This window comes from Shewanella sp. YLB-07 (assembly GCF_009377275.1).
This window is the reverse complement of sequence record NZ_VOQB01000001.1, coordinates 804,745-820,314: the sequence shown is the minus strand read 5'-3', so window position 1 is coordinate 820,314 and position 15,570 is coordinate 804,745. Positions and strand designations below refer to the sequence as shown.

General features: G+C 48.0%; 14 protein-coding genes and 1 other annotated feature. Of the genes, 7 read left to right on the top strand and 7 right to left on the bottom strand.

The window, feature by feature from the left end; all coding sequences use genetic code 11:
• Positions 1 to 325 precede the first annotated feature (325 nt).
• From rluB to rnm, 5 genes are all read right to left on the bottom strand, one after another.
• Positions 326 to 1,192 (bottom strand): 23S rRNA pseudouridine(2605) synthase RluB, encoded by an 867-nt coding sequence (gene rluB, locus FS373_RS03305; RefSeq protein ID WP_144047122.1) that lies wholly within the window; start codon positions 1,190 to 1,192, stop codon positions 326 to 328.
• Positions 1,185 to 1,811: an SMC-Scp complex subunit ScpB gene (scpB, locus tag FS373_RS03300; protein WP_144049031.1), complete on the bottom strand. Its 627-nt coding sequence runs from the start codon at positions 1,809 to 1,811 to the stop codon at positions 1,185 to 1,187. The genes rluB and scpB overlap by 8 nt, the downstream gene beginning before the upstream one ends.
• 27 nt (positions 1,812 to 1,838) lie before the next feature.
• A complete protein-coding gene (locus tag FS373_RS03295) occupies positions 1,839 to 2,627 on the bottom strand; it encodes a segregation and condensation protein A (protein WP_144047123.1) in 789 nt (262 codons plus the stop codon).
• 242 nt (positions 2,628 to 2,869) lie between these two features.
• Positions 2,870 to 3,490: an L-threonylcarbamoyladenylate synthase gene (locus tag FS373_RS03290; protein WP_144047124.1), complete on the bottom strand. Its 621-nt coding sequence runs from the start codon at positions 3,488 to 3,490 to the stop codon at positions 2,870 to 2,872.
• A 100-nt stretch (positions 3,491 to 3,590) separates the two neighbouring features.
• Positions 3,591 to 4,466, bottom strand: a complete 876-nt coding sequence (rnm, locus tag FS373_RS03285) for an RNase RNM (protein WP_144047125.1) — start codon at positions 4,464 to 4,466, stop codon at positions 3,591 to 3,593.
• Between the two features lie 299 nt (positions 4,467 to 4,765).
• Positions 4,766 to 4,874 (top strand) — a sequence feature (Trp leader region).
• A gap of 92 nt (positions 4,875 to 4,966) precedes the next feature.
• On the opposite strand from rnm, the gene FS373_RS03280 reads away from it, so the two are divergent.
• From FS373_RS03280 to trpA, 6 genes are all read left to right on the top strand, one after another.
• Complete coding sequence (locus FS373_RS03280; protein ID WP_152829027.1) at positions 4,967 to 6,523, top strand: anthranilate synthase component 1; 1,557 nt, start codon at positions 4,967 to 4,969, stop codon at positions 6,521 to 6,523.
• Complete coding sequence (locus FS373_RS03275; RefSeq protein WP_144047127.1) at positions 6,520 to 7,137, top strand: aminodeoxychorismate/anthranilate synthase component II; 618 nt, start codon at positions 6,520 to 6,522, stop codon at positions 7,135 to 7,137. The genes FS373_RS03280 and FS373_RS03275 overlap by 4 nt, the downstream gene beginning before the upstream one ends.
• The gene (gene trpD / locus FS373_RS03270; protein WP_144047128.1) at positions 7,134 to 8,189 is read left to right on the top strand and encodes an anthranilate phosphoribosyltransferase; all 1,056 of its coding nucleotides are present in this window, start codon (positions 7,134 to 7,136) and stop codon (positions 8,187 to 8,189) included. The genes FS373_RS03275 and trpD overlap by 4 nt, the downstream gene beginning before the upstream one ends.
• Positions 8,190 to 8,199: 10 nt before the next feature.
• On the top strand, positions 8,200 to 9,690 hold the full coding sequence (trpCF, locus tag FS373_RS03265; RefSeq protein WP_416221746.1) for a bifunctional indole-3-glycerol-phosphate synthase TrpC/phosphoribosylanthranilate isomerase TrpF: 1,491 nt from the start codon (positions 8,200 to 8,202) through the stop codon (positions 9,688 to 9,690).
• Positions 9,691 to 9,796: 106 nt separating this feature from the next.
• Positions 9,797 to 11,023 carry a tryptophan synthase subunit beta gene (trpB, locus tag FS373_RS03260; RefSeq protein ID WP_144047130.1) on the top strand — a complete coding sequence of 409 codons (1,227 nt, stop codon included), beginning with the start codon at positions 9,797 to 9,799 and terminating at the stop codon, positions 11,021 to 11,023.
• Positions 11,010 to 11,828: a tryptophan synthase subunit alpha gene (gene trpA, locus FS373_RS03255; protein WP_144047131.1), complete on the top strand. Its 819-nt coding sequence runs from the start codon at positions 11,010 to 11,012 to the stop codon at positions 11,826 to 11,828. The genes trpB and trpA overlap by 14 nt, the downstream gene beginning before the upstream one ends.
• A 104-nt stretch (positions 11,829 to 11,932) precedes the next feature.
• On the opposite strand, the gene FS373_RS03250 is transcribed toward trpA, so the two are convergent.
• Both FS373_RS03250 and FS373_RS03245 read right to left on the bottom strand, forming a co-directional pair.
• Positions 11,933 to 12,307, bottom strand: coding sequence for a DUF3592 domain-containing protein (locus FS373_RS03250; RefSeq protein ID WP_152829025.1), 375 nt, complete (start codon positions 12,305 to 12,307; stop codon positions 11,933 to 11,935).
• A 486-nt stretch (positions 12,308 to 12,793) separates the two neighbouring features.
• Complete coding sequence (locus FS373_RS03245; RefSeq protein WP_144047133.1) at positions 12,794 to 14,863, bottom strand: alpha/beta hydrolase family protein; 2,070 nt, start codon at positions 14,861 to 14,863, stop codon at positions 12,794 to 12,796.
• A gap of 255 nt (positions 14,864 to 15,118) precedes the next feature.
• On the opposite strand from FS373_RS03245, the gene FS373_RS03240 reads away from it, so the two are divergent.
• Entirely contained in the window at positions 15,119 to 15,484 is a 366-nt protein-coding gene (locus FS373_RS03240; protein ID WP_144047134.1) for a hypothetical protein, read from the top strand.
• Positions 15,485 to 15,570 lie beyond the last annotated feature (86 nt).

Sequence of the window (15,570 nt, the reverse complement as noted above, 5' to 3'; positions counted from 1 at the left end):
ATCTAATAAGTTAACGCGAAGACAGCAAGTCTAAAACAGTAATGGTTCAGGTGTGGGAAACGGTTTAAACCTTAAGCTATTAGGTCTGTAAGAAGTGCCCTGTTGATATCGGGAACATCATGGGCCCTGGAAATATTGCATAAGACTTTTTATTAGAGAGAGCCAGACACAAAGCAATATTTTTACCGTCCCTGGAAATATTTCATAAGTGTTCCTGACACAAAAAAGGCTGCATCAGCAGCCTTTTCTCATTCATACTAGATAGGTTCCTAGGCACTAAATCCTAGTAATCTAGTAATCTAGTAACTTATTTAACCATTTTTAACTAGGTTCTTTTACGTGCTGGCTTACTTGCTACCGCTTTATGCTTACGCACTGCACGACGGATCTTAGAGCCCTTCACTTTCGAGCGAGCGACACTGTGCTTATCGGTACCTAGGACAGTACGAGTCTCTTCCTTCAAGCCAGCCGTTTTTCTCAGGTAATTAACCTGCTCCATGGTCAGCTCAACCCAACCACCACGAGGCAGTGACTTAGGCAGCTCAATCATGCCGTAACGAATACGGATAAGACGACTCACCTGTACTTCTTGAGATTCCCATAAACGGCGAACTTCACGGTTACGGCCTTCGGCAAGCGATACATGCCACCACTTGTTCATGCCTTCACCGCCAGCCGCTTTCACTTTATCGAAACTCGCCGGGCCATCTTCTAAGGTAACGCCCGTTCTCAAGCGTTGAATACAGGCATCACTGACTTCGCCGAAGGTACGTACTGCGTACTCACGTTCGACTTCATTAGATGGATGCATCAAGCGGTTTGCCAGCTCACCATCGGAGGTAAACAGCAATAGACCAGAGGTGTTGATATCGAGACGACCGACAGCAACCCAACGTGAATCACGTGTCTTTGGCAAACGCTCGAACACCGTAGGACGACCTTCCGGGTCTTTGCGACTACAAATCTCGCCCTCAGGCTTATGATAGGCAATCACTCGACAGATAAGATCTTCTTCAGATTTAATCGAAACGGCTCGACCATCGATACGGATCTTTACATCGGCTTCGATGCGATCACCAAGACTTGCTATCTCACCATCTATACTAATTCGACCTGCAGCAATCCATGCCTCCATCTCACGACGGGAGCCATGGCCTGCACGGGCCAAGACTTTCTGCAACTTTTCACTCATTAGTAGACTCTTCTGTGTTTAATGTATTTTCAGACCCTGTCTCTTCATTTGAATCCGCACTTGAATTCACATTTGAAAAGAGGGCCTCTAAGGACTCAGTATCGGTTAGCGGCGGTAAGTCCGCTAGACGTTCTAAGCCAAAATAGGCTAAAAAATCGGTGGTAGTCGCATACAGCGCCGGTCTACCCGGTACTTCTTTATGCCCCACCGTTTTAATCCATTGTCTGTCAGTCAAACTTTTTATGGTGTGACTACTGACTGCTACGCCCCTGACAAACTCGATATCACCTCGAGTCACAGGTTGACGGTATGCAATTACGGCCAAGGTTTCTAAGGTTGCCCGTGAATATTTTGGTGCCTTCTCCTGCCATAAGGGCTGAAGATAAGGACTTAAGGCCTCGATAGTTTGAAATCGATAGCCGCCGGCGACGCTGACTAGCTCAACACCTCGCCCCTGATAATCTTGTTGTAACTCTTCTATCGCAGCTTTGATCTTAACCCGAGTGACACTAAAGCTCACTAGCACAGTCTCTTTTAGGCTCTTTATGCTGACCGTTTTTCCTAAAACAAACAGGCTCGCCTCAATCAACTGCTTAAGTTGGTCGGGATTTATCTGCAGTTTTGGCTGCTTCTTCTGGCTAGACAATCAATACGCCCTAACATGTATGGTTGAAAATGGGTCACTCTGCACAAGCTCGACCAATAACTCTTTAACCAGTTCCATCAAGGCTAAAAAACTGACTACCACACCACTGCGCCCCTCTTTGGCATCAAAAAGTGCTTCAAATGGCAAGTATTCCTCACCATCGAGCTTGGCCAAAATCTGTGTCATTCGTTCTCGCGTCGACAAGACTTCACGCCTGACATGGTGATGCTCTGTCGCCTCGATTCGTTTCATGACAGCACCAAATGCCAAGGCTATCTCAGTCAGGGACACTTGAGGTGGTACTAGCACAGGCTTGATATCCGCTGCCGGTGTGACCTTCGCCTGAAACACATCTCTCTCGAGTCTGGGTAAATTATCGAGTTGCTGCTGCGCCTCTCTAATCACCTCATAGGCCTTAAGCTGACGTATTAGCCGAGCACGAGGATCTTCCTCCTCTTCATCTTCGGTCACAGGTCTAGGCAATAACAAACGAGACTTAATCTCGGCAAGGGTGGCCGCCATGACTAAATAATCTGCGGCAAGCTCGACTCGTGCGCCTTGCAGTAGTTCAATATACTCAAGATACTGCTTAGTCACAGGCCATATTGGCAGCTCTACAACATCGAGTTTCTGCTTACGGATCAGATATAAGAGTAAATCTAGCGGGCCTTCAAACGACTCAAGAAACACTTCCAGTGCTTCTGGCGGAATAAAAAGATCGGCGGGAAGCTGTTTTATCGGCTCGCCTCTGACAATGGCCAAGGGCAAAATCTTTTGAGTCCCTTGCATCGCGATCCTCAGCTTAAACTACTCTAATACTTGATTATATTCTTGTTTATAGCCAGTCACAACCGTATAAAACAAACCCTCGGAGGCTCATTGAGCCCTTAAATAAAGGCGAGCAAACAAACCAGCGCGCGATTATACCTTGTTCACCATGAGTTGCACAGATAATTAGCCGATATGGCTTGCAGATATGACGAGAGTGACACGCCCATAACCATAACGGGCGTCGGCTGAGGGGATTAGCGCTAGATAAAGGGGCTGATATCTCCGGCGCCTTCACGGATAACTTCCATATCACCATCAGACATGTCGATCACTGTCGTCGGCTTCTCACCTAGGTAGCCGCCATGTATGATCGCATCGACCTGATGCTCCAAAATATCGCGAATATGCTCAGGATCTGACTCGGTAAACTCTTCACCAGGTAGAATCAAACTGGTCGACATCAAAGGCTCATCCAAGGCTTCAAGCAGGGCTAGCGCGATGACATTATCCGGCACTCGGATACCAATCGTCTTCTTTTTAGGATTCTGCAGACGCTTGGGCACCTCTTTACTGGCCTTAAAAATAAAGGTGTAAGGTCCTGGCGTATGATGTTTAAGCACTCGATATGCCTGATTATCAACCTTGGCATAGGCCGACAACTCAGACTGATCGCGACACATGAGGGAGAAATTATGATCGTTATCAATCTGACGAATGCGCGCCATACGGCTCATGGCATCTTTGTCACCCAGCATGCAACCAAGGGCATAGCCTGAATCTGTTGGGTAAACTATGACTCCGCCATTCTTAAGGGCATTGACAGCCTGGTTAATCAAACGCGGTTGGGGATTTTCTTCGTGTACGTAAAAAAACTGACTCATATACTCTATTTCCAATACTTCAAATCTGTGGGGTTTTAGCTCGGCTGGTTCTGGGGAACGCTCTCAAACAAGTTTTCGCAACCGCCGGTGCCAAAGGAGCTTATACTTGAGAAACGATTCGCTCACCATTCCAACGATCCATCTGCCACACCCAATTAACGCCTTTGGGCTGAAACATACTCTTGCCAAGCTCAATAAAGCTGCCTGGAAAATGAAAATCACTGCCAAGAGATGCGGCTAGCTCATTTTGCAGGCTTAATGCGATTAAATTATTACGGTCTTCTATGGTCTGGCGACTTCCAACCACTTCCATGGCATCACCGCCGGCCTCTTTAAATTCCCGCACCAGACGTTTCACCCATTTAGCCGACAGCTTATAGCCACTGGGATGAGCCAAAATTGCGACACCGCCAGCCTGGTGTATCTTCTCGATAGCCGTGGCCATATCTGACCAGTTATTAGGCACATAGCCCGTTTTACCACGAGCCAGATATTTCTTAAATACATTTGCCATGCTGGTAGCATATTCATTATTGGCAAGCCAACGGGCATAATGCCCTCGACTCAATGCGGCGTCTCCAGCCAGAGCTTTCGCCCCTTCGTAGGCCCCTTCAATGCCAGCTTTAGCTAACCTTATGCCTATCTCTTTTGCTCTTAGTTCACGCAGCTCTCTCTGGTTTGCCAGAAAAGCTTCGAACCCTTCATCTTGTAGACTCACATTGAGGCCCACGATATGAATATCGTGGTTATGCCAGCGCGTCGAGATTTCGACACCATTGACTAAGGTTAAGGGGGACTCATGATTTTGATTATAGGCGTGAGCTTCGGCTAATCCTGCGGTGGTATCGTGGTCGGTGATCGCAAACATCTGCACACCATTTCCAATCGCTCGTTCAATTAGCTCGGAGGGACTGAGTTGACCATCTGAAGCGTTTGTGTGGCTATGGAGATCGATTAATAATATTTCATCTGTCATGGGCTTATTCTACTTGAGTTTGTTAGCAAAAGGGGAATAAACATAAATAAGAGTTAAATAGCCTAGAAAACTCTTGTTAAATTTTCATGATTTAAGCGCTAAAAAAACCATATTTACCCTCTTCTGGTCAGATAAGGTCAAATATAGAAATATTCAATTGACATCATTGACTCGCTAATGCTTTTATATAGTCATCGAATGCACTTTTATCTAATAACTGATGGCATTTAACTTTTACATGTTCTCACTCTAACAACGGAAACAATTTCCAGATGAAGACACTTTTTCAAGCACAAAACATCAATTGGTGGTGGCACTTCCCAACTTAGCGGGTGGTGTGAAATTCTGTGCTCATGTAAAAGAGACTAGATTCAACAAGAAGCCCGCACAAGATGCGGGCTTTTTTGTACCCGATTTTGAATAAAGTAAAATAACCGATTAGAAACAAGCTGATATTTAAACGCTTATATAAAGAATTGAATAGAGAAGAGAGACAACAGATGAAACTAGCTCAAGTCACCACGAGTAAGGAGCAGATCTCCTACCCGGATGATCCTTTAAGTTTATATCAGCATCTCACCCAAGATGCGCCTCACACCATGTTGCTTGAATCTGCAGAAATTGAGAGCAAGGATAATATTAAGAGCCTGATCCTCACCGATGCCGCCCTGATGATACGTTGTGAAGGTTATCAACTGACCTTCACCGCCTTGACCGACAATGGCCAATCTCTGCTGTCACCGATTCAAACTTTCTTTCAGGGTGCCAGTTCAAACTTAGAAAAAAATATACTTAAGCTGACATTAGCAAAACAAACCGCGCAGCTAGATGAAGATACCAGACTCAAATCCACTTCTCCCTTAGATGGTCTGCGCGCCTTAGTAAAGGAGATTGATTGCGGGACGAGTCCAGCATTTGAAGATCTCTTCTTAGGTGGCGTACTGGCCTACGATCTTATCGATACCGTCGAGCCTCTGCCCCAGGTGCCCTATGGTGCTAACACTTGCCCGGACTATCTGTTTTATCTGGCCGAAACCCTTATCACAGTCGACCGTCAGCAAGAAACCGCCAATATCGTCACCCATAACTTTATATCAGAGCCGGCGCTCAAGGGTGAATATGCCAAGGTACTCACCAAACGCGTCGATTCAGTCAAGGCACAAATTGAACGGGTCGCGTCCGCAGCCGAACTCATCCCGGTTACCGCACAAGTCTCGGTGGATATCTCCGATGAGACGTTTAAAGACACGGTCAACGCGCTTAAGTCTCATATTGTGGCCGGTGATATCTTTCAGGTGGTACCATCACGCAGTTTCAGCTTGCCATGTCCCAACACACTCGGGGCTTACCGCGCCCTTCGCCTGACGAACCCTAGCCCTTATATGTTCTATTTCAGGGGCGATGATTTCACCCTGTTTGGTGCATCACCTGAGAGCGCACTTAAATATGAGACCCAGTCCAATCAGGTGGAGATTTATCCCATTGCCGGCACCCGTCAACGGGGTAAGACAGCCGATGGCCAGATAGATGCCGATCTAGATGGCCGTATAGAGCTAGAACTTAGACTAGATAAGAAAGAGTTATCTGAACACTTGATGTTGGTCGACTTGGCCCGTAATGATGTGGCGCGTATCAGCCAAAGCGGCACCCGCAAGATCCCTGAATTATTGAAAGTCGACAGATACTCCCATGTCATGCACTTAGTCAGTCGCGTCACAGGTCAACTACGTACCGATCTCGATGCCCTGCACGCCTACCAGGCCTGTATGAACATGGGCACATTGACCGGCGCACCTAAGGTGAGCGCATCGCAACTCATTCGCGGTGTCGAGCAAACCCGACGCGGCAGCTATGGCGGCGCGGCTGGTTACCTCAATGGCCTTGGCGACATGGATACCTGTATCGTCATCCGCTCAGCCTTCGTTAAAGAGGGCATCGCCCATATCCAGGCCGGGGCTGGCGTCGTATTTGACTCAGATCCACAGTCCGAAGCCGACGAGACCCGTCAAAAGGCGCAGGCCGTGATAAGTGCAATAAAAATTGGAGGCGGACTATGAAAATTTACCTGTTAGACAATTTCGATTCGTTCACCTACAACCTGGTGGATCAATTCAGAAGCTTAGGTTTCGAGGTGGTTATCTATCGTAACGATCTCAGCGCAGACTTCATCGCAGAAAAACTGCTAAACGAAGCAGACAAGGCAGCCCTGGTACTCTCGCCCGGCCCCGGCGCCCCCCATGAAGCGGGCTGCCTGATGGCGCTTATCGCCAAACTTGCCGGTAAGGTGCCTATGCTGGGCATTTGTCTCGGTCATCAAGCCATGGTTGAGCACTACGGCGGAAAAATAGAGCGTGCTCCCCAGGTGGTTCACGGCAAAGCCAGCCCGACCTTCCACGAAGGAGTCGGTATTTTTTCTGGTCTGCCCTCGCCGCTGCCTGTAGCCCGTTATCACAGTTTAGTGGCAACCCGAGTGCCCGATTGCCTCGAGGTGATAGCCACAACCGAAGAGATGCCCATGGCTATCTCCCATAAGAGCCATAAGGCGGTAGGTTTTCAATTTCATCCGGAATCGATTTTAACCACGCTCGGCAGCCAACTGCTCACGCAAACCCTGAGCTACTTAACCGATGAAGGTACCAGAGCCTCAACAATGACAGGAGATGCACAATGAGCCAGCTTCAACCTCTGTTAGATAAGCTCTATGCCGGCCAAAGTGCAACGCGTGCCGAGGCAAAGTCTTTGGTTGGCGCCATAATTCAAGGTGAGATGAGCCAAGTCGCCATGGCCGGTATGCTTATCGCCATGAAGATGCGCGGCGAGACTATCGATGAAATTTCGGGTGCAGCAGATGCTCTGCGCGCAGCGGCGAAACCATTTCCTTCCCCGAGTGATGCGACACGCGCTCAAGGCATAGTCGACATTGTCGGTACCGGCGGCGATGGCCACAACACTATCAATATCTCCACTACCGCAGCCTTCGTAGCCGCAGCAGCGGGCGCCAAGGTGGCCAAGCATGGTAATCGTAGTGTCTCGAGCAAATCCGGGTCATCGGATCTGCTTGCCCAGTTCGGTATCGACTTGACAATGGCGCCGGAAACCGCACGAGATTGTCTCGATGAATTCGGCCTTTGCTTCTTGTTCGCGCCTCATTACCATGGTGGAGTGCGTCACGCGGTACCTGTGCGCCAAGCACTGAAGACCCGCACCCTGTTTAATGTACTTGGTCCACTTATCAATCCATCTCATCCTGATTTCATCTTGCTCGGCGTATACAGCAGTGAACTGGTTAAGCCCATCGCCGAGGTATTGAAGGTACTAGGAATGAAGCGCGCCATGGTGGTCCATGGCAGTGGTCTGGACGAAGTGGCCATTCACGGTAACACCTTAGTCTGTGAGCTAGTTGACGGCGAAATAAAGCAATATCAGCTCACCCCGGATGAGTTAGGCATAACCCCAGCCGAGCTTAACGATCTCGAAGGTGGCACACCCGAGCAGAATGCAAAATTCACTCGCGCTATCTTACAAGGACAAGGTCAAACCGCCCACAGTCACGCGGTTGCGGCCAACGCAGGTTGTGCGCTTTACATCTCAGGCATGTGTGACTCAGTCAAATCGGGCACAGCCTTAGCACTCGAGACCCTTGCCAGTGGCAAGGCCTACAACTTACTCGAGCAGCTTGCCAGCGCCAGTGCAGCGGCAAAGCCAGATCAAAAACAGAATTAGGAGTAATAGCGTGAGCAGTTCAATAGCAGATATTAAAACAAATGTTAGAGAAAACAGCGACAGCCAGCAGAGTCCTTCAGAAACCAGTAATGTATTGACCAGAATCGTCGATACTAAGGCTGCACATATGGATGCACTGAAACTGCGTTTCCCGGAAGCTAGCCTAAAGCCCCAAATATCAGATCGCAGCTTGTTCAAGGCATTACGCGCGCCAAATGCCGGTTTCATCTTCGAGTGCAAGAAAGCCAGTCCATCCAAGGGCCTTATCCGCGCGGATTTCGATGTCGAAGCCATTGCCGATGTCTACAATAACTATGCCGCCGGGATCTCAGTGCTCACCGACGAGCAGTTTTTTCAGGGCGACATGGACTATATCCCTAAGGTTCGTGCCCGGGTTAAGCAGCCTATTCTCTGTAAAGACTTCTTCGTCGATAGCTATCAAGTTAAGCTCGCCGCTCACCAAGGCGCGGATGCCATTCTATTGATGCTGTCTGTGCTCGATGATGACAAATATCGTGCGCTAGCCAGCGAAGCTGACAAATACCAGCTCGACATACTCACAGAAGTGAGTAATGAAGCCGAACTTGAGCGCGCCATTGCACTCGATGCCAACATCATCGGCATCAATAACCGCAACCTGCGAGACTTATCTACCGACTTGGCCACGACGGAGAAGCTCGCACCTCGTATCCCGGCGGATCGCGTGGTGATCAGCGAATCAGGGATCTACAATCAGGCGCAAGTTCGCCGCCTGAGTCCACTGGTCGATGGCTTCCTGGTCGGCAGCTCATTGATGGCAGCTGATGACTTAGATCTCGCTTGTCGTACACTCACACTCGGCCACAACAAGGTCTGCGGCCTGACATCGGTTGAAGATGCAAACGCCGTCGCCGATGCAGGCGCCATCTATGGCGGACTCATCTTCGCCGAAAAGTCACCTCGCCATATCACGCCAGACAAGGCTAAGTCTCTGCTCGCTGCTCATCGAGCCTCGGGCAAGCAGCTCAATTTTGTCGGCGTCTTTGTTAACGAGTCAGCCAAGGTTATCGCCGAACTCGTGTCGTCCCTCGAGCTTTTTGCGGTTCAACTTCACGGCAGTGAATCTGAGTATGATATCGCCCAAGTGCGTAGCGCCTTAGCAGCCGCGGGCAGCAAGGCACAGATCTGGAAAGCCGTGGCGGTTAATGTCGCAGTCGATATAAGCGAAGCTAATGCCGAATTATCGATGCCAACTAATGCCGATCGCATTTTGTTCGACAGCAAGCGCAGCAAAGAAAAAGGCGAACAATTTGGTGGCACCGGCCTTAGCTTCGACTGGCAACAGTCTCTGCCTAACAAACAAGACGCCATGCTCGCCGGCGGCTTAGATGCAGACAATGCCAGTGACGCGAGCAAACAAGGATTTTACGGCCTGGATTTCAATTCAGGCTTAGAGAGCGCACCGGGGCAGAAAGATCATCAACTGATCCAATCAACCTTTGCAGCTCTTAGACAGTACTAAACATCATAATATTGATAAAAGGCTCTAAGCCTTTAACCACAGTTAATTTACGCCACGCAGTGGCATTAATAGAGATGCGCAGCAGATCTATTTAAGGAATAACACTATGACCAAACTCGACCCCTACTTCGGCGAATATGGCGGTATGTACGTACCACAGATATTGGTGCCGGCACTGAAACAGCTCGAAGCGGCGTTTATTGAAGCGCAAGAAGATGAAGCCTTTCAAGCCGAATTCAGCGATCTTTTGAAAAACTATGCCGGTCGCCCGACGGCGCTAACCTTGACCCGCAACCTGAGTCCCAATCCTCTGGTAAAAATCTACCTTAAGCGCGAAGACCTACTTCACGGCGGTGCCCACAAGACCAACCAGGTTTTGGGTCAGGCCCTGCTTGCCAAGCGCATGGGTAAAAAAGAGATCATCGCCGAAACTGGCGCGGGTCAGCACGGCGTAGCAACCGCTCTCGCCTGCGCCCTATTAGGCCTTAAATGTAAGGTATACATGGGTGCTAAAGACATAGAACGCCAATCTCCTAACGTCTTTAGAATGAAGTTGATGGGCGCGGAAGTGATTCCGGTCACCTCAGGCTCATCCACTCTTAAAGATGCCTGTAACGAAGCCATGCGCGACTGGTCAGGTAGCTATGAAAAGGCCCACTATCTGCTGGGCACGGCTGCCGGTCCACATCCCTTTCCCACTATCGTGCGTGAATTTCAACGCATGATCGGCGAAGAGACCAAGAAGCAGCTGTTTGAACGTGAAGGTCGTCTGCCCGACGCGGTTATCGCCTGTGTCGGTGGCGGCTCGAACGCCATCGGCATGTTCGCCGACTTCATCGACGAAGAAAGTGTACAACTTATCGGTGTCGAACCTGCGGGTCTTGGCCTCCATACTCCCATGCATGGCGCGCCACTTAAACACGGCAAGACAGGCATTTTCTTCGGCATGAAAGCGCCCTTGATGCAAGACAGCGAAGGGCAGATTCAGGAATCTTATTCTATCTCGGCGGGGCTCGACTTCCCATCTGTAGGTCCACAGCATGCTCACCTTGCCGCTACTGGCCGCGCTACTTACGAGTCGGCAACCGATGATGAGGCGCTGGACGCCTTCCAGTTACTGGCTCGTTGTGAAGGGATTATCCCGGCGCTGGAGTCATCACACGCCATAGCGTATGCACTCAAGCTGGCAGAAAAAGCCACCAAGGAAACCATATTAGTGGTAAACCTATCGGGCCGAGGTGATAAAGATATCTTCACCGTCGCTGATATTCTGGAAGAGCGAGAAAAAGCGCAACTAACAGCAGATAAGGAGAGCGGCGATGACCGAATCTAAACAAGCAGGCCGTTACCAGGCAGTATTTGCCGCATTGAAAGAAAAAAATCAGGGCGCGTTTGTGCCATTCGTGACCTTAGGCGATCCAAGCCCTGAATTATCACTGAAGATCATCGACTGTTTAGTCGAAAATGGCGCCGATGCCCTTGAGCTGGGTTTCCCCTTCTCTGATCCACTGGCAGATGGCCCGGTCATCCAAGCCGCTAACCTGCGCTCACTCGCCGCTGGCACTACCCCGACTCAGTGTTTTGAGATGCTCACCGCAATTCGCTCCAAATACCCAGATCTGCCCATCGGCCTCTTGCTCTATGCTAACTTGGTTTATACCAAGAGTATCGATACCTTCTACGCTAAGGCCCAAGCTGCTGGCGTGGACTCGGTACTTATCGCCGATGTGCCGGTAGAGGAAGCCGAGCCCTTTATCGCTTCGGCCAAGGCTCATGATGTCGCGCCTATCTTTATCGCGCCACCCAATGCCGATAGTGACACACTAAAGATGGTGAGTGAGAAAGGCGAAGGCTACACTTACTTACTTTCACGCGCCGGCGTCACAGGTACAGAATCGAAAGCGGGTATGCCAATCGGTGAGATCTTATCTCGCCTCAAAGAATTTAACGGTGCGCCGCCACTGCTAGGATTCGGTATTGCAGAGCCGGCGCAAGTAAAAGAAGCTATTGAAGCAGGCGCTGCTGGCGTCATTTCTGGGTCGGCAATAGTGAAGATCATTGCAGCCAATAAAGATGATGAAACTGCATTGTTAGCTAAGCTTGGTGAATTTACCCGCAATATGAAGGCCGCAACCTAAGGCTGAAACTGTAGGACTTATACCTATCGGTATTAAATCAATAAACACCAGAACGCCAACTCTGTGAGTTGGCGTTCTTATTTACTGGTACACAACTCCAACAACTATATTTTTACTACGCTATCGTAAGGATTTTCTGGGTCAAACTTAACGTTTACCGATTTTCCATCCGGATAACGTTGCTGTTTTTGCTTAGCGCTCAAGCTTGAACTTTCACCAAACGATGAGTCTCTTCCAGAATAAGGCGTGCCATTGACTTCATACTCATAAGTTAATTTTAAAACGTATTTAGTCTCGGTATACCTAACTTTTCTATCATTTTGTGTTTTAGTCTTTTGCTCAACCTTTTTAATAATTTCAGATGATGTGACATGCCCCTCAACAGACGGCCATTTAGAAACCTCCTGACCGCGCATACAACCTTTTATCAAGACCACACCAAAAATAATGGCGAAAAAAAGCACAAGAATATTTTTCATAAATCCCTTTATATTACAACGAATTGAACCCCCTAATATTTTAGCAAACTTGATACTGATTTGTTAACTGAAATCTGTTCTTATGTATGTCTATGTAGAAAACTAAACCATATAGTTGAGATTAGTCATCCCAATCTATTTAAGAATGTAATAACGACAAATAAAAACGCCCGAGCATGCTCAGGCGTTTTTATTTGTTAGCGGTAAGAAATGACTGAATTATACCATTCCGAGTAAGTATCTGATCATTCAGCGGGAGTTCAAAGCACTGTAGGCAAGGCGAATGTTTGAAGCTAATAGTTATTCTATATCGAGAACATTCAACGTAGCATAAAGGGCTTTGAAACCCGCACTGCGTGAGGCTCTCAGTGTTTCCACTTCTGTGTTGCATTGACTTAAAAGGGAATAACCATTTCCTCATCAATGCGCCTTAAATTGAAAAAACTGAGAGCCTCTGAACTGACCAGATACTTATATGGAATGGTATTAAGCGTCCTTCTTAACAGCCTCGAGATTAGCTTTATGATCTAGCTCATTCGCTGGCATCTCTTTACCGTCATTCTTCAGGTAATGGTCCATCCAACGCATTAGGCGCAGGTGATAATCGTACTGAGCGGCAGCCTTGCGGTTACCATGGCCTTCACCCGGGTAATACACCAGACGTACAACCTTGCCCTGCACTTTCATGTAGCGGTATAGCTCCATGGACTGAGCCGGGTGAACCCTAGGGTCATCCTTACCATGCATAATAAGCAGTGGCGTTTCAGACTGACCCGCCCAGTAGATTGGGCTGCGTTCCAGGTACCACTGCCACTTATCCCAAGGGTAAGAGCGTGCATGAACCAGATGCATCTCGTTTGAGATGTCGGTCGTACCAAACTTAGATAGCTGGTTGGTCACACCGACAAACATCACGCTGGCAGCGAAATGCTTAGTCAGTTTAGTCGCCGCCCAAGCCGAGGCATAACCACCGTATGAACCACCGGTAATACCGACCTTTTTGCTATCGACTAAACCCATATCGACAAGGTGATCTTTAAACTCGACCAAGTCATCGAACTCTTTACCCGCATAATCATTCTGACCAAGCTTAGAATAATCGACCCCCTTACCTGTGCTACCACGGTAGTTCGGATAGAAGACGGCGTACCCTTGAGTCGCACCCAGCTGACCAGGACGTGAGTAATTAGTCAACCAACCGTCTTTATCATGGCTTTCAGGGCCGCCGTGAACGGACATGACAAGCGGATAACGTTGACCCTTTTTATAGTCGAGTGGGTAGATAAGTACACCCGCGATCTCGACGCCATCTTTGGCCTTGAAGGAGATAGATTCTTGTTTACCGAGACGCTTGTCATCGAGCCAGGTATTTGAGTTACTCAAGCGCGTCGCCTTAAGCTTACTGCCTCTGAGCATGTAGACTTCGTTCGGATGCTGTGCCGTATTAGCTCTTAGTGCAATGGTCTTGTCAGAATCTGAGATGCTCAGCTGTGAAGCGATAAACTTACCCGCTTTAACCACCACCTTGTAATCATTGCTGCCAGGCTTGATTAAGCCAAGCACAGAGTCGGTATCGATATTAGTGATAAAATAGAGTTCATTTTTATCATTTTTCCACTCAAAATCACTCACATGGCCTAAGTGATTTGGCAGCCACTCACTGATCTTGCCAGTTTTAGTTTCCGCAAGATATAGTCGGCCAGCAGCTGGGTCGTGCATATCTTCTGCACCTAGAATGGCGACATACTGACCATCATGAGAAAACTCGGCACCACCTAACTTACCTTGAGTAATAAATGAGGTAACCATCTTTTGGCTCGCCACATTGACGATATGCCACTGTGACTTCATGTACTTATCATCGATCAAGGCCGTTGGCTGAGTTTTCACTAACAGCTGCGAGTCATTAGCTGACCACTGCACATCCGAGACGTAATCTTCGATGTTCCAGGCAACTGGCGTGAGTGGTTTATCGCTCATCGCCAGATCGATGACGAACAGCTGCTTGTTCTCAAGATTCTCTTCGTAAACTTCGGCCATAAAACCGAGTTTTTTAAGGTCTTTAACACTTTTATCTTTAGCAGGCTTGGCAATGATGGCGATCTGCTTACCGTCATTACTTAAGGCATAGCTAGCAAGATCCGTCTCTTTCAGCCCTAAGGTCTTTTGCGCCTGACCACCGTTAAAGGGAATTTGGTACAGCGAGGTGTGCTTATCTTCGCCCATCTTGGCAAGGAAATAGATCAAGCTACCATCGGCAGACCACTGAATGTTATTCACCGTCACTTGGCCCGTGATATAAGGACGCTCGACGCCTTTGTCATCGACGAGATAAAGCTCAGCCCAGTGCAGGCCATTCTCTTCTTTGTAAAGCCCACGGGGAACATAACGGGTAAAGGCAACATTATCACCCGATGGGCTAACTTGCGCCTGAGCGACTTGTTGTAAGCCGATCACCTCTTCTGCAGTTAAGGTATCACTAGCGCTCGCAGTAAAGCTAAACAGGCCAAGAGATAAAGCAATAGCATGTTTAACTGCATTCAACTGTCTCTTCATATTTTGTAAAAACTCCAATCTAATAATTATGTTGTTATTGTTATTGTTATTGTTATTGTTATTTTGCTGCTCTCGCATTGCATTGGCGCAGCATTATAGATTCATTGACAGTAAAACGGAAACAAACCTCAATGAGCATTAACCTTATAAACTTTCACTATGAATTGAGCCTGAAAAGCGAGAGACTTAAAGAGAAAAATACAGTTTGCAGCAGAATTTCAGCTGGATGAGATGAGTAGTGACAGGATGTTACAAATGGAAACCATAATAAAAAAGCTTGAGCAGTATCAAGAGAAAAATGGCTTTGACCATACGAATTACTCTACGAGGAAAGACAGCAGTGGTGACATTCGAGAAATAACCTTCAAACTCTCTGGCTGGCTTGGTCAAGTTCGTATCACTAAAGATATCGCCTCCAAACATCCGGTATTTAAGGATGGGTCGAAAATTAACTTATTGATGCTTGCTTACTTTGGCACTATGTTGGGCTATTACCTGCAGCAAAAACAGACATCATCACTCATGTTCTCCCTGGTGATTGGCAGCTATATAGTCTATTTTGCTGTAATGATACTAAGAGAGATAAAAATAACAGACCTCAAACGTTTTTTATTTGAGTAGCTCAAGCCTCTTGGCTGTCATCTGATTATTTAATCGATACCTTTTTCCAACTTGCCTAAGAGTTGGCGCACTTTGACTAGCAGCAA

Excerpts from the sequence above, each read along its gene's own strand:
- trpD (WP_144047128.1), top strand. The coding sequence starts at position 7,134 with ATGAGCCAGCTTCAACCTCTGTTAGATAAGCTCTATGCCGGCCAAAGT.
- FS373_RS03280 (WP_152829027.1), top strand. The coding sequence starts at position 4,967 with ATGAAACTAGCTCAAGTCACCACGAGTAAGGAGCAGATCTCCTACCCG.
- trpA (WP_144047131.1), top strand. The coding sequence starts at position 11,010 with ATGACCGAATCTAAACAAGCAGGCCGTTACCAGGCAGTATTTGCCGCA.
- FS373_RS03290 (WP_144047124.1), bottom strand. The coding sequence starts at position 3,490 with ATGAGTCAGTTTTTTTACGTACACGAAGAAAATCCCCAACCGCGTTTG.
- FS373_RS03295 (WP_144047123.1), bottom strand. The coding sequence starts at position 2,627 with ATGCAAGGGACTCAAAAGATTTTGCCCTTGGCCATTGTCAGAGGCGAG.
- FS373_RS03250 (WP_152829025.1), bottom strand. The coding sequence starts at position 12,307 with ATGAAAAATATTCTTGTGCTTTTTTTCGCCATTATTTTTGGTGTGGTC.
- FS373_RS03245 (WP_144047133.1), bottom strand. The coding sequence starts at position 14,863 with ATGAAGAGACAGTTGAATGCAGTTAAACATGCTATTGCTTTATCTCTT.
- FS373_RS03240 (WP_144047134.1), top strand. The coding sequence starts at position 15,119 with ATGGAAACCATAATAAAAAAGCTTGAGCAGTATCAAGAGAAAAATGGC.
- rluB (WP_144047122.1), bottom strand. The coding sequence starts at position 1,192 with ATGAGTGAAAAGTTGCAGAAAGTCTTGGCCCGTGCAGGCCATGGCTCC.
- rnm (WP_144047125.1), bottom strand. The coding sequence starts at position 4,466 with ATGACAGATGAAATATTATTAATCGATCTCCATAGCCACACAAACGCT.
- trpB (WP_144047130.1), top strand. The coding sequence starts at position 9,797 with ATGACCAAACTCGACCCCTACTTCGGCGAATATGGCGGTATGTACGTA.
- FS373_RS03275 (WP_144047127.1), top strand. The coding sequence starts at position 6,520 with ATGAAAATTTACCTGTTAGACAATTTCGATTCGTTCACCTACAACCTG.